Here is a 13,451-nt window from a genome sequence, read left to right on the forward strand (position 1 = left end):
TCACCTTGCCCGCCGCTTCGCGGGCAACGCGTCAATTGGTCCAAGCGATCGAGCCAGCTCGCCAATCTCGTGGCGGGCAACGCCTATGTCTTCCAGATCGCGGTCCGACAGCCACTGGAGTGCCTGTTCCCTTTCGCGCCGTTGCCACCAGCGAAGGAGGGCGGGCGCTGCAAACCGCAAAGCTGCCATCTTCGTCAGAAGGCTGGGAGCAAAACGATCCGAAATTTCAATGTGCCGGAGTTCGAATGTCATAACCTACGTCCAAGTTGTGTTGCGGTGATATCAATCTAGTGAAATGCCATCCGACGTGTTATCGGCAGTCTGTCAAATTATGTCTGTGAGACGCCATGATTGCCCGCGACAACCTGACCAATGTTCATCTGCCGGAAGACGCATTTGGAGATTATCCGCACACCGCTGTCGCTCAGGGTGGAGCAGAGCCCGCCGGGCGAACCTATTCTTTCCACGTGCACCACCGCGCCCAGCTCTTTCAGATCGTTCGCGGTTCGCTGCGGCTGGAGACCGAGCGGGGCTACTTCATCGTTCCGCCTGAACGTGCCGTATTCGTGCCCTCAGGCGTCCTGCACGAAGTGACATACCTGCAGGAGACGGAGCGCAGCTACCTCTTCTTCCGGCCCGACGCGGTCGTGAACCTGCCCTCCGAGGTTTCAGTGATCGGTACGACGCCGCTCCTGCGCGAACTGATCCTGGCCTTCCTGGAAATACCGCGCGCGGATGCCGGCAGTGCCCCTGCCGAACGGCTCGTCGCCGTCATTCTCGACCAGCTTCAGACGAGTACGGTCGCGCCGCTGTCGCTTCCCTCGCCGGCATCCGAACGCCTCCGCAGCATCGCTTCGGACATCCGCAACGAACCGGGTGCCGATTGGCCACTCGGTGAACTTGCCTCGCGCGCGGCCATGTCCGCCCGCAGCTTTCAGCGCCATTTCCAATCCGAGACAGGCATGAGTTTCCGCGCCTGGCGTCAGCAGGCGAAACTGCTCAAAGCCGTGGAGTGGCTCGCCGCCGGCCGAAGCGTCGGCGATATCGCCTTCTCGCTCGGCTACTCCGGCCCCAGCGCCTTCATTGCGGTGTTCCGGACGGCCTTCGGTGTCTCTCCCGGACAATATTTCCAGGGAAGCTTTCCGGGCCATGGCGCCGCATCCCCCGCGCGGCCGGCGCAATGACGCGTCCTCTGGCGCAAAACGGCAAAGCCAGAATCATCGCCTGACGGCCCATCGGAGATTGTCTCCAAAGCCGCAACGAAAACGGCTCAGGCCGTCTCCGCCGCCATGGCCCGCCCGCCCGTGGCGCGTGTCATCGCCATACTGCCCAGCAGGTTGCGAAGCTCCGCCGCGGCTCTGTTGGCGATGACGCCGAGCGCCAGGCCGCCTGATATCGCCAGCAGATGAAAGAGCGGAGCCGGTAGCGCGCCGGCGACCTGAGGCATCAGCAGTTCCGGGACGAAGCGGTGCAGCAGGTAGGTCGGAAAGGCCGAGACGGCGATCAGCGTCACCAGGCGCCCCAGCCGCACCGGCAGGGGAATGCGCGGCAGGTAGAGCAGGGCCATGAGAGCTGCGAAGATCGTCAGATATTTGACCGTCGTTCCGATCCAGAGCGTTTCCCAGAAGGCGAGATAACCGAGCACGGCGGCGGCAATGATCGTCAGGATGATACGTTGCGCCGGCCTGCCGGCGAGACCTGCGCACCAGCCGAAAACGGCGAGGTGAAGGCCCCAGTAGAGGGTGAAGATCTGCCGCTGGCCGATGTCGAAGACGTGCGGCAGCGAAAACCGCGCGGTGACCGCGAGCGCCAGCAGCGTCAGCGAGAAGGCGAAGGGTTGCGATCGCGCCAGCCTGCGCACCGCAGGCACGGCGAAGACGAGCGTGAAGACGAGAAGCGTCTGCGCATAGGCTTCGATGAACCAGTAGAGATAGGGAAGCATCTCGTGACGCTCCGGCTCGGCATAGCCGAAATTGCCGGTGAGCGTGATCGAGGCCCAGGGAATGGTGCGCCAGGCGAGCCCATAGGCGGCGACGATGAGAAAATAGGGAATGAGGACATTGATCGCCGGCCGCAGCGCATGGCCGAAATAACCGGCGAGGAAATGGCCGGACTGAAAGCGCGCCAGGCTGAAGCCGACGAGAAGCAGCATCACGCCCGATCCGCCGGGAATGGGCCAGAGCATCTCGTGATGGGTGACGACGAGCAGGATGGCGATTGCCCTCAGAACCAGATCGGTCGGCAGCGCCCTGATCTCCCCGCTCCGGCCGGACGCGGCGACCCGCGGGCCGATATCGAGCTCGCAGATCCGCCGCTGCTCCCAGCCTTCCGGCAGCTCGACGCCGAGCCGATCGAGCTCCATCGTCAGCTGCAGGAAGCGCAGGGAATCGCCGCCGAGCGAGACGAAGCTGTCGTTGCGGCTCACTTTGTGGGGGTAGAACACTCCCGCATAAGCATCGAGCACGCTGACCGCCACCGCGCGGCTCGTCTCGCGCGCCGCCAGCATCTGCTCGCTAAGGGCCGCATAGTCGATCTTGCCGGAGGCAAGCCTCGGAAGCTCGCTTCGCACATTGGCGCTAACAAGGTTGGCGGGAAGATGGCTCGCCTCGACCAGCACCTGGAGCGCCCTGTCGGCGTCACGTGCATCGCTCACAAAGGCCTGCAGTCCTTGATCGTCGCCGACGACGGCGGCCGCGATCCCGCTTCGGCCAGAACCTGCTCCATGATATCGAAGCCGATCCTGAGCCCCGCGACCTTGGCGAAACGGCTCTTGCGGCCGACGATACGGTAGAAACCGTCCTCGTCGCGCATGGCGATGTCGCCGGTCATCAATGCCGCCACCTCGGCCCCGCGCTGAAGATCGGTGCGGTCGGCGCCGTAGCCCATCATCACATTCGGGCCGGCATAGACGAGCTCTCCGGCAACACCGGCTCGGTCGAGCGGCTGCCCGTCATCGCCAACGAGGCTGAGGCTGCCGCCGGGAATGGCGATGCCGATCCGCTCTTCATTATCCGCCAGGCTCTCCGGCGGCACGAAGGCGATGCGGGCGGCGGCCTCGGTCTGGCCATACATGACGAAGAAGCGGCCGCCGTTGGCGCGCATATGGTCGCGGTAGAGGCGGATCAGTTCCGGCGCCAGCCGGCCGCCCGCCACCGTCATGAAGCGCAGCGTCTTCAGCGTCTTCGTGCGGAAGCCGGTTTTTTCAATCAGCTCATAGGAATAGGGCACGCCCGAAAGATTGGTGCAGCCGCTTTCGCCGAGCAGCCTCGCAAAATTCTCGCTGACCACGGAGACGCCCGGGATGAAGATGCTGGCGCCGGCAACCAGATGCGAATGGAGAACGGAGAGGCCGTAGGAATAGTGAAGCGGCAGGACGAGCGCGGTTCGGTCTGCAGCGGTGAGCTCGAGATAGGAAGCGATCGAGCGCGCATTGGCGTCAAGATTGGCATGCGAAAGGCGAACGGCCTTCGCCGGGCCCGAACTGCCCGATGTCATCAGCAGCAGGGCGAGATCCGGATGCAGCGGCGGGCCGCTTTGCCCGGGCCGGCTTTCCTCGACGAGCCGCCAGCAGCCATCGGCCGGGCGGTAGGTGAAGTCGGGCTGAAAGGCCGCCAGAAATTCTCGCCACAGCCTGTCATCGCAGGGCGGCAGCATGGCCACCGCATGGCCGGCGCCCAAGGCGCCGAGATAGGCGACGATCGCATGTTCCGAGATCTCTGCCGAAATCGCCACGAGCCGCTTTTCCCCGCCTCCCAGCCGTTCGGCAAAGCGCAGCGTCCGGACGTTGAGATCGGCATAGGAGAGCGTCCGCCCGTCGGCGAAAACAAGGGCAGGGCGATCGTCGGCGCGGGCGATTTCGGAAAACAGGTTGGCGGGGATCATGCTGACGCTTCGGATTGGCAGAGAACTGGCGCCAGCGCGTATAATCCTTGACTATCGCAGTCAACTAATTTCCGGGTGCATTACCTCGCCCGGCCAACTGTGCCCCTGGCATGCGCCGCGGCGAGCCCTTGCCTATCGCCGCGGCCGTTTCACCGCGGCGGCGAGACCAGCCTTGCAGCATCGGATGGCTTCCGCGTCGATCCCGCGGCAGCCGATGTCCGATCACCAGCGGGAATGGCGCCTGTTGACGTTTCCGTAATCACCCCGCCTTTGCTTGCCGGGCGGCCCTTTTCTCATAGGATTTCTGCGCCATCTCTTGCCGGGGCAACCAGACAGGGTGCTGTATGGACGAGACAATCGAACAGTTTCTCCATCTTTCCGCACAGACGGAAACGCTGATGGCGGTCTATGATGGCGATGACCGGCTGCGCTATGCCAACAGCGCCTTCCGCTCGGCCTATTTCATCGAGCCGGAGGAAACGCCGCTCTGGCCGGATCTGATGCGGCGCAATTTCGATCTCGGCCGCGGCACCGTTATCCGCACGGATAATTTCGAGGAATGGCTGCGCTCCACCCAGTCGCGCCGCGGCAAGATCGGCTATCGCGCCTTCGAGACGGATCTTTCCGATGGCCGCTGGCTGTGGATGACCGAGGCGGTGCAGAAGAACGGCTGGATGCTCTGCATCGCCAGCGACATCACCCGTCTCAAGGTCCATGGCCGCACTGTCAGGCAGGATCGCGACCAGGCGATCAAGGCCTCCTACACCGACGAACTCACCGGCGTCGCCAACCGCCGCTTCGTCATGGCGCGCGTCGAAGACATGCTTGAAGCCGCCCGTCATGGCAGCAGCGGCTGCCTTGCCGTCTTCGACATCGATAATTTCAAACGCATCAACGACCGGCTCGGCCACCACGCCGGCGATCTCGTGCTGCGCGATTTCGCCCACCGCATCCACCAGAATGTCCGCCGCAGCGATTGTTTCGGCCGGGTCGGCGGCGAAGAATTCCTGCTCGTCATGCCGGCCACCGGCCCGGAAGACGCGCTTGCCATGGTCGAGCGCATGCTGACGGTGATCCGCTTCTCCCGGCCGCTGCCGGACTCTCCCGACTTCAGCTACACCTGCTCCGCTGGGATCGCCGCGTGCGTGCCGACGGACAGCGCGTCGGAGCTTTACCGGCGGGCCGATCAGGCGCTGTATGATGCGAAGATGAGCGGCCGGGATCGGGTACGGGCGGCGTAGGATAAGATGCCGAGGTCCCGGCCGAGCGGCTCTGGTCGGTGCGCATTCCAGATGCCGCTCTTGAATTGGTCGGGCGTCCTCTGCTAGGCGTCATCCTGGCTTTGAAGGCCGGACAAGATCCAGCGGGGACCAGGGAAGTGGCGCCAAAGGCAGTGACGCTGATAGACGTTGCGCGCGCCGCGAACGTGTCGCGCGCGACCGCCGCCCGCGCATTGAACGGTTACGGCTATGTCGGCGGAGACGCGGCAGAGCGTGTGCTGGCAGCGGCCGATCGGCTCGGCTATCGCAGCAATCGCGTGGCGCAGGCCTTGCGGCGAGGGCAGCTGCCGCTCATCGGCTTCATGCCGGGCGACATCCAGAACCCGTTTTTTGCCCGGATCGCCCATGACGCCGATGTCGATCTGCGCGCCTTTCGCCACAACCTTTTGATCGCCAGCAGCGAGGAGGATCCGGAACAGGAGGTGGAACTGCTCGAAAGCCTGAGGTCCCTCAATGTGCGCGGCTTCATTGTCGCTCCGACCTCGGCCGACAACAAGGAGCACCTGGACGGGCTGGTCCGGGACGGAACGCCCCTCGTGCTCATCGATCGCGCCTTGCCGCAGGTTGCCTGTGACAGCGTCACCGTCGACAATGAGGGCGGCGCCCGCGAGGCCGTGAGCTATCTGATCGCCAACGGCCATCGCCGCATCGGCCTCATTCAGGACGATTCCCGCATCACGACTGCCCGCGGCCGTCTCGCCGGCTATATCCAGGCGCTGCAGAGCCATGGCATCGAGGTGGACGAATCGCTGATCATCGTCTCGCGATCGACGGTGGAATATGCAATCGATGCCACCATCCGCCTGTTCAGCCGGCCGTCGCGCCCGACAGCGGTCTTCACCGTCGACAGCCTGATGACGCAAGGGGCGCTTCTCGGGCTGCGCTCGATGGGGCTTGCCGTGCCGCATGCCGTTTCCCTGGTCGGCTTCGACGACTTCAACCTCGCCACGTTCACCGACCCGCAGATCACCGTCGTGGCGCAGCCGATCGCGCAGATCGGCCCGCTTGCGGTGAAGCTGCTGATGCAGCGGATCAACGGCAGCCGTGAGCCGCCGCACAGGGAGCAGTTCACGACGCGCCTGGTGGTGCGCGGCTCCGTCTCCCGGCCTTCCCGCACGACCGGACGCTGATCTGTCCGCGCCTCTCCTGGTTTGTCCGAGACAGGCTCTTTCCAGCATCAGGTGAAATTTCTGCAAAAAGTGGCTTGCCATGCCGACCGGACCATGCATTAATCCGCGTGTGAGATCGGTCTCTCATCACTCCCGAGGAGAGGCCGGTCTTTCTTTTGATCCATGTGTGAGATCGATATCACATTGAATTGGCGACTGCATGCCGGCGCGCCGCAGTCCGCCGCCTGAAGTGGGGGACGTGTGCGTGCTTACTACCGACAGACAAGGGACCCGAATGTTGAACTTTGACCAAGCCCGCTTCCTGAAGATCCAGACGGGCGCCGTTGCGATTGCTGACTGGATCCGCCCGCTGATGCGCGAACTGCTCGATGCGGGGATCGAGCGGCTTTACTTCATGGGCACCGGCGGCGTGCAGCTCCTGACCTTTCCTGCGATCGAGCTCGCCGCCCGCCATACGACCTTTCCGGTATCGGCCTGCTTCCCGGCCCAGGTTATCCTCGAACCGCCGGCCGGGCTCAACGAAAAGGCGCTGGTGGTGATGCCGTCATTGTCGGGCACGACCAAGGAGAGTGTCGCGCTTCTGCCTTTCCTCAAGGAACGCGGCGTGCGCCTGTTGACGCTCACCGGCCATGCCGACACGCCGCTCGCCCAGCAGGCCGATCACACCTATACCAACTTCGCCGAAGACGACACGTCGTCGGAGGCCTTCTACCTGCAGACCATGATCATCGTCCTGGCGCTGCTGGCCGAAACCGGCAGGATCGCGAATTTCGACGCGATCGTTTCCGAGCTGAAGAGGCTGCCGGGGCTGCTGGCGGAGGCCAAGGCCGCCTATGAAGACGAGGCGGCGAAGCTCGCCCAGTCCATCAAGGACGAGCCTTATCATATCTTCACCGGCGCGGGCTCGGTCTGGCCCGAGGCCCATTATTACGGAATGTGCATCCTGGAAGAAATGCAGTGGATCCGCACGCGGCCCGTTCATGCCGCCGATTTCTTCCACGGCACGCTGGAACTGGTCGAGCCGGGCGTCAGCGTCTTCCTGTTCAAGGGCGAGGATGCGCTGCGGCCGCTCGGCGAGCGGGTCGAGCGCTTCGTCCATCGCTACACCGACAAGGTCTGGATCCTCGATTCCGCATCCGTTGCCCTTCCCGGCATTTCGCCGCAGGTCCGCAGTCTGATCTCGCCGGTGGTTCTCGCCACCCTGCTGGAGCGGCTGAGCGCCCATCTCGAGGTGCTGCGCCAGCACCCGCTGACCACTCGCCGCTACTACAAGCGGGTCGAGTATTGATGCATGCCGCTCGCCGCTTCTGACCGGCGGATGGCGGACGGTAGGACACCGCGATCTGCCGCACGATCAACAAGCAAAAGGGGAATGAAACATGCAACGGTCCATCCACTCCACTGCGGCGATGATTGCGGCAGTATCGGTCATCTCGATTTACTGGGGAGCCTTCCCGGCAACGGCCTCTGCGGCCGGCGATGCGCCGGTTGCCGATCCAGCCGCCAAGGTCGACTACAGCGGCAAGCTGACGATCCTGACCAAGTTCGGCCTGCAGCTGCTTTCCCCCTATTTCGTCAATGTCGCCAAGGCCTACGAGGCGCAGCATCCCGGCGTGAAGATCGAGCTCATCCAGGAGAACGACGACAGCATCAAGGGCAAGACCAAGACCCTGGTCGCCTCGAATTCGCTGCCGGACATTTATTTCTCCTGGACGGGGACCTGGGGCGAGAACTTCATCCGCGGCAATCGCGCCGTCGATCTGTCCAAGGTCATCGGGCCGGAGACCGAATGGGGCAAGACGCTGAGCCCGGCGGCCGTGAAGGCCTTTTCGTATAACGGCAAATATTTTGGCGTGCCGCTTTATCTCGACGCGAAATTCATGGGCTACAACAAGAAGATGTTCGCCGATCTCGGCATCGAGCCGCCGAAGGATTTCGACGCGCTCTTGAAGGCGTGCGATGCGCTGAAGGATTCGGGGGTCGTTCCGATCGCCATCGGCAACAAGGAATCCTGGCCGCTCGTCCATTATCTCGGGCAATTGCTCGCCTATAACGTGCCGACCGAGACGCTGGAGCGCGATTTCAACCCAAAGACGGCGACCTTCGACCATCCCGGCTATGTCGCGGCGCTCGAGCAGTACCGCTCGCTTCAGGAGCGCTGCGCCGGCGGCGCCCAGGTCAACGGCCTCTCCTACCAGACCGCACTCCAGTCGATGAGCGACAAGAAGGCGGCCATGTACTACCAGGAGATCATCGAGTTCGATCAGGCTGCGACCAAGGAGACGGCCCTGAAGCCGGAGGAGTTCGGCTTTTTCAAGCTGCCGGCGCCGAGCGATGGCAAGGGTTCGGCGACGGCGCTCGAAGGCGCGCCGGAGGGTTACATGGTCAATGCCAAGGCGAAGAACGTTCCCCTGGCGATCGACTTCCTGAAGTTCCTCACCAGCCAGGAAAACGGCAGGACGCTGTCGGCGCCGCCCTATGGCCAGCCGAGCGCGGTGATCGGCGGCGCGGATAAGACCAGGATCAATCCCAATGTCGCCGAAGGCATGGAGGAGATCGCCAAGGCAAGCTACCTCATGCCGTGGCTCGACACGGTCAACCATCCGCGTGTCGCCGCTGCCTGGCTCTCCGGCCTGCAGGCCTTCGCCGGCGGCTCCATGTCGGCGGACGATCTTCTCGCCTCCGTTCGCAAAGCCGCCGCGGCTGCCGCCAGACAATGACGATGGCGAGCGTGACGACAACCCCGACAAGCAACGGTGCCGCCCTCAGCGGCGCCGTCTCCAACCGCAGCAGATGGCTGCGGCACGGCTTGCTGCAGCAGCTGGCGGCGTTGCGCTGGGGCATCGTGGCGCTGATCATCGTCGGCTGGTTCGTCTATTATCCGATCGTCGACAACCTGTTTGTCAGCACGACCACCCAGGACATCTTCACCGGCGAGGTCGCTTACGTCGGGCTCGACAATTACCGCCGGCTGCTGGACGATCCGGTCGTCTGGCGGGCGCTGACCAATAACGGCCTCTATGCCGTGCTCTCCGTCGTCTTCCAGGTCTTCGCCGCCTTCGTGCTTGCCGCCATCATCGAGGGGCTCAGGAGCCGCGCCTGGCGGAATTTCTGGCGGGCCGTCTATTTCATTCCCTCGGCGATTTCCACCACCGTCACCGGTCTGCTCTTCTATTTCATCTACCAGCCCGATATCGGCCTTCTCGACGCCCTGCTGCATCTGCTCGGGCTGCAGAACCTGTCCTATACCTGGCTCGGTGACGAGCGCACGGCGATCTACGCGATCATCGCGATGAGCCAGTGGCAGGGCTTCGGCTATTCGACGCTGCTCTTCACCATCGCCATCCAGAAGATCCCGCGCGAACTCTACGATGCCGCCACCGTCGATGGGGCCGGGCCGCTCCGCCAGCTCTTCTGCATCACCTTTCCGCTCACCCGCGAAATGACCGGCATGATGATCATCGTCACCATTGCCGGCGCCTTCCAGGTGTTCAACGAAGTCATGGTGATGACCGGCGGCGGGCCGAACAATTCGAGCCAGGTGCTGGGCACATGGCTCTACGAGCAGGGCTTCAACCAGAACGACATGGGCTATGCGGCCGCGATCGGCGTCGTCATCTTCCTCGCCACCCTGACGACGGGCCTGCTCCAGCTCTGGTACACCAAGCGGCGGAGGGTGGAGGCATGAGCGCGGTGGTCATTCCTGCCGGCGCGTCGCTGCGCAATCCCTGGCTGGTCATCGGCAAGGGCGTGCTGATGGCGCTGCTGGTGGCGGCGGGCGTTCTCGTCGTCTACCCGCTGATCTGGATGGCGCTCGGCGGATTCAAGTCGAACAGCCAGATCTTCAGCGATCCCTTCGCGCTGCCCGACCGCTGGTCCTTCGACAATTACGCCGCGGCCTGGAACCAGGGTGTGCGCAATTTCCTGTTCTCAAGCCTGCTGGTGACCGTCGTTTCCACGATCACCACGGTCTTCATCAGTGCCTGGACCGCCTATGGCCTGACCCGGACGCAGATGTTCGGCAAGCCTGTGATCGTCGGCTTCGTGCTCGGCGGCATGATGCTCAGCCCGACGGTCGCGCTGGTGCCGCTCGTGCAGATGATGCAGAGCCTTGGCCTCTACAATACGCATTGGGCGCTGATCATTCTTTACACGGCCTTCCGGGTGCCTTTCACCACCTTCCTGATCCGCGCCTATATGCTCGATCTGCCGCGTGATCTCGACGAGGCGGCCATGATCGATGGCGCCAGCGAGGGGCAGATCTTCCGCAAGATCATGCTGCCGCTCTGCCGGTCGATCATCGTCTCCTGCATCATCCTGCACATCCTGTTTGCCTGGAACGAATATATCTTCGCGATGATCTTCACCAACCAAATCGACGTGCAGACCCTGCCGGTCGGCCTGACCTCGCTGATGGCCAAGCATGGCACCAATTTCGCGGAGGTCTTCGCCGCCATGACCATCTCGGCGCTGCCGATCGTCGTCATCTTCTTCTTCACCCAGCGTTATTTCATCCGCGGCCTCACCGAAGGCATCGGCAAGTGATTTCATGAGGAAACCGGAAGTGCCAAAACTCTCGGCTAGGCAGCTGATCGGCGCCAATTTCAGCTTTCAGCACTCTCCCTTCGAAAAGGTTGCAGAAGTGATCCGCGGCTTCGGCTTTGCCGAAATCGAACCCTGGGGGATCGCGCCTTATCTCCAGCCGGCAGGGGAGGTCGCGTGATGGCGGCGATGCGGCTGATTGCGGTTGGCGACAACTGCCTGGACGTTTACCTCAGCAAGAACAGCATGGCTGTCGGCGGCAATGCGCTGAATGTGGCGGCGCAATGGCATCGGCAAGGCTGCGATGCCCGCTATTTCGGCGTTGTCGGCAAGGATGCCGAGGGCGACGTGATCGCCACGGCGATCGAAGCCGTCGGTCTGCCTGGGGCGGACCTCGAGCGGCGGGACGGCGCCACCGCCGTCACCCTGCTCCTGGAGCAGGATGGCGACCGCAGGTTCCTGCTTGAGGATCTTGGGGTCGGGCGGAATTTCGTTCCGTCTCCGGAACGCTATGCGGCACTTAGGCGGGCCGATTGGGTTCACCTCGGCACCAATTCCAGCGCCGAGCTCATCGAACGGCTGATCGAGGACCGCATTCGCTTCAGCATCGACGTCTCGACGGCGCATCAGTCACTGGATCTCAAGGGCGTGCCGCTGGTCTTCGCATCCGGTCCGGATGAGCCGCATGTGCCGGTCGAGCCGGTCATAGGAGCCTTGAGGGATCGTGGCGCCGCGAGGATTGTCCTCACCTGCGGCCCGCGCGGCGCCTTCTTCGACGACGGTGCAGAGCTTGTCCACGTGCCGGCGCAGGCAGTCGATGTCGTCGATACCTGCGGCGCCGGCGACAGTTTCATCGCCACCTTTGTTGTCGCGCATCTTCTGAAAGGCATGGATGCCGAGGCGGCCATGCGCCTCGCGACCGATGCGGCCGCCGGGACCTGCCTGCACGAAGGAGGCTTTCCGCAGAGGCTCGCCGCCATTCCGCCATGGCTCCTGCGGAAATATGCAGACGAAATCTCTGCCGCGGAGGGCTGACATCATGCGCTACACCTTGAGACCGCCGGTGCTGGCGCGCGGCGCGGACCGCTCCTTCTGGCTCCAGGACGCCGGTGCCGCCCCGGTCACCACGCCGCTCGCCGGCGATCAGGCCGCCGATGTCGCGATCGTCGGCGGCGGCTATACGGGCCTGTGGTCGGCGCTGCGCCTGAAGGAGCAGGATCCCGGGCTGAAGATCGTCCTGCTCGAGGCGGATTGCTGCGGGGCAGGGGCATCCGGCCGCAATGGCGGCCAGGTCCACTCCTGGTTTGCCGAGATTGATCTTCTTGCCGCGGTGGTGGGAGAGACGGAGGCGCTTTCGCTCTGCCGGGCGACCGCCGATGCGATTGACGAGCTGGAGGCCCTGCAGGCAAGCGGCGCGATCGCCATGGATCTCAGGCTGGACGGATGGCTATGGACGGCAAGCGCCAGGGCCCAGGAAGGCGCATGGCAGAAGGCGCTTGAGATGGCGGAGGGCCAGGGCGAAGCGCGCTTCAGCCGGCTCGATGCCGGCGAGATTGCCCGCCGCACCGGCTCTCGCGCCTCCTATATGGGCATTGCCGAGATGCGGGCAGGAACGGTGCAGCCGGCAAAGCTCGCCGCGGGCCTGCGCCGGCTCGCTCTCGCGCGCGATGTGATCATCCACGAAAAGACGCCCGTCACCGCAATCGAACCGGGGGCCATCGCCACCCTGCACACGCCGCAGGGCCGCCTTCGCGCCGGCCGCGTCGTGCTGGCGGCGAATGCCTGGCTTGCATCCATTCCCGAGCTCCTGCGCTACATCTATGTGGTCGAAAGCCAGATCGTCGCCACGGAGCCAGTGCCGGATCTGCTTCAGAGCCTGGGGTGGACGGGCGGCGAATCGATCTGCGACGCGCAGGCGCATGTGCTCTATTACCAGCGCACGCCGGAGGGGCGGGTCATCTTCGGCCGCGGCAGCGGCAAGATCGCCTACGGCGATCGGATCGGTCCCTCCTTCAACCGCGGTACGGAAAAGGGCGCCGATAACAGGCGCGAGCTGGACCGGGTCTACCCCGAGCTGAGAACAGTGAGGATCGAGCACGACTGGTCGGGGCCGATCGACTGCACCGCAGATCACCTGCCGATCTTCGGCCATCTCGCGGGCCAGCCCGATATCTTCTTCGGCATCGGCTTCAACGGCACCGGGATAGCCCAGGCGCCCGTCGCCGGCCGCATCCTCGCGAGCCTGGTGCTCGGCCGAGATGATCAATGGAGCCGCAGCGGTCTTGTCGGCCTTGGCAAGCGCAAGACGCTGCCGCCGGAGCCGATCCGCTATCTCGGCGGCAGGCTCGTCCGCAAGGCGATCCGCCTTCGCAACGATGCCGAAATCGAGAACCGGCGGGTCAACCCGATCGTCCGCTACATCTCCGAATTGAAGCCCGGCGGCTGATGTGATGCGCCTGCCATGAGGCGGCCGCCGAAAGGGAGCACAGGAGCGGCACGCCCGCCGCTTGAGTTCCCGGCCAGACCTCCGAGATGAGTGTCGGGGGGCAGATCGCCGGCCGACCGCACCGACGCCGGGCTCACGCCCGATTTGAGAACCGAACAAGGATCTACGGCA

13 protein-coding genes are annotated in these 13,451 nt (G+C 64.2%); 10 read left to right on the top strand and 3 right to left on the bottom strand.

The features are described from left to right. Nucleotides 1-252: a DUF1127 domain-containing protein gene (locus NXC14_RS34020; RefSeq protein WP_085781004.1), complete on the bottom strand. Its 252-nt coding sequence runs from the start codon at nt 250-252 to the stop codon at nt 1-3. A 95-nt stretch (nt 253-347) separates the two neighbouring features. On the opposite strand from NXC14_RS34020, the gene NXC14_RS26580 reads away from it, so the two are divergent. Then, nucleotides 348-1,184 (top strand): helix-turn-helix transcriptional regulator, encoded by an 837-nt coding sequence (locus tag NXC14_RS26580; protein ID WP_085781005.1) that lies wholly within the window; start codon nt 348-350, stop codon nt 1,182-1,184. 86 nt (nt 1,185-1,270) lie between these two features. Here the strand turns inward: NXC14_RS26580 and NXC14_RS33695 are convergent, their stop codons facing one another. Next, nucleotides 1,271-2,653, bottom strand: coding sequence for a hypothetical protein (locus NXC14_RS33695; RefSeq protein ID WP_245362219.1), 1,383 nt, complete (start codon nt 2,651-2,653; stop codon nt 1,271-1,273). Then, entirely contained in the window at nt 2,650-3,882 is a 1,233-nt protein-coding gene (locus NXC14_RS33700; protein WP_245362220.1) for an AMP-binding protein, read from the bottom strand. The genes NXC14_RS33695 and NXC14_RS33700 overlap by 4 nt, the downstream gene beginning before the upstream one ends. 344 nt (nt 3,883-4,226) lie before the next feature. Here NXC14_RS33700 and NXC14_RS26590 point away from each other — a divergent pair, with 344 nt between their 5' ends. The 9 genes from NXC14_RS26590 to NXC14_RS26625 all read left to right on the top strand — a co-directional run bounded on the left by NXC14_RS26590 (nt 4,227) and on the right by NXC14_RS26625 (nt 13,280). After that, entirely contained in the window at nt 4,227-5,123 is an 897-nt protein-coding gene (locus NXC14_RS26590; protein ID WP_085781006.1) for a GGDEF domain-containing protein, read from the top strand. 137 nt (nt 5,124-5,260) lie between these two features. Then, nucleotides 5,261-6,292 carry a LacI family DNA-binding transcriptional regulator gene (locus NXC14_RS26595; RefSeq protein WP_085781007.1) on the top strand — a complete coding sequence of 344 codons (1,032 nt, stop codon included), beginning with the start codon at nt 5,261-5,263 and terminating at the stop codon, nt 6,290-6,292. Nucleotides 6,293-6,566: 274 nt separating this feature from the next. Next, nucleotides 6,567-7,580: an SIS domain-containing protein gene (locus NXC14_RS26600; RefSeq protein ID WP_085781008.1), complete on the top strand. Its 1,014-nt coding sequence runs from the start codon at nt 6,567-6,569 to the stop codon at nt 7,578-7,580. A gap of 91 nt (nt 7,581-7,671) precedes the next feature. Then, nucleotides 7,672-9,012, top strand: coding sequence for an extracellular solute-binding protein (locus NXC14_RS26605; protein WP_085781009.1), 1,341 nt, complete (start codon nt 7,672-7,674; stop codon nt 9,010-9,012). A gap of 2 nt (nt 9,013-9,014) precedes the next feature. Beyond that, on the top strand, nt 9,015-9,980 hold the full coding sequence (locus tag NXC14_RS26610) for a sugar ABC transporter permease (RefSeq protein WP_085781276.1): 966 nt from the start codon (nt 9,015-9,017) through the stop codon (nt 9,978-9,980). Beyond that, a complete protein-coding gene (locus NXC14_RS26615; RefSeq protein WP_085781010.1) occupies nt 9,977-10,837 on the top strand; it encodes a carbohydrate ABC transporter permease in 861 nt (286 codons plus the stop codon). Before NXC14_RS26610 ends, NXC14_RS26615 begins: the two co-directional genes overlap by 4 nt. A gap of 19 nt (nt 10,838-10,856) precedes the next feature. Next, nucleotides 10,857-11,015 carry a hypothetical protein gene (locus NXC14_RS32735; RefSeq protein WP_198175567.1) on the top strand — a complete coding sequence of 53 codons (159 nt, stop codon included), beginning with the start codon at nt 10,857-10,859 and terminating at the stop codon, nt 11,013-11,015. After that, on the top strand, nt 11,015-11,869 hold the full coding sequence (locus NXC14_RS26620; RefSeq protein WP_085781011.1) for a PfkB family carbohydrate kinase: 855 nt from the start codon (nt 11,015-11,017) through the stop codon (nt 11,867-11,869). Before NXC14_RS32735 ends, NXC14_RS26620 begins: the two co-directional genes overlap by 1 nt. A 4-nt stretch (nt 11,870-11,873) precedes the next feature. Beyond that, nucleotides 11,874-13,280, top strand: coding sequence for an FAD-binding oxidoreductase (locus tag NXC14_RS26625; RefSeq protein WP_085781277.1), 1,407 nt, complete (start codon nt 11,874-11,876; stop codon nt 13,278-13,280). The last annotated feature ends 171 nt before the right edge of the window (nt 13,281-13,451 follow it).

Origin of the sequence: Rhizobium sp. NXC14 (assembly GCF_002117485.1) — a bacterium.
GTDB lineage: Bacteria > Pseudomonadota > Alphaproteobacteria > Rhizobiales > Rhizobiaceae > Rhizobium.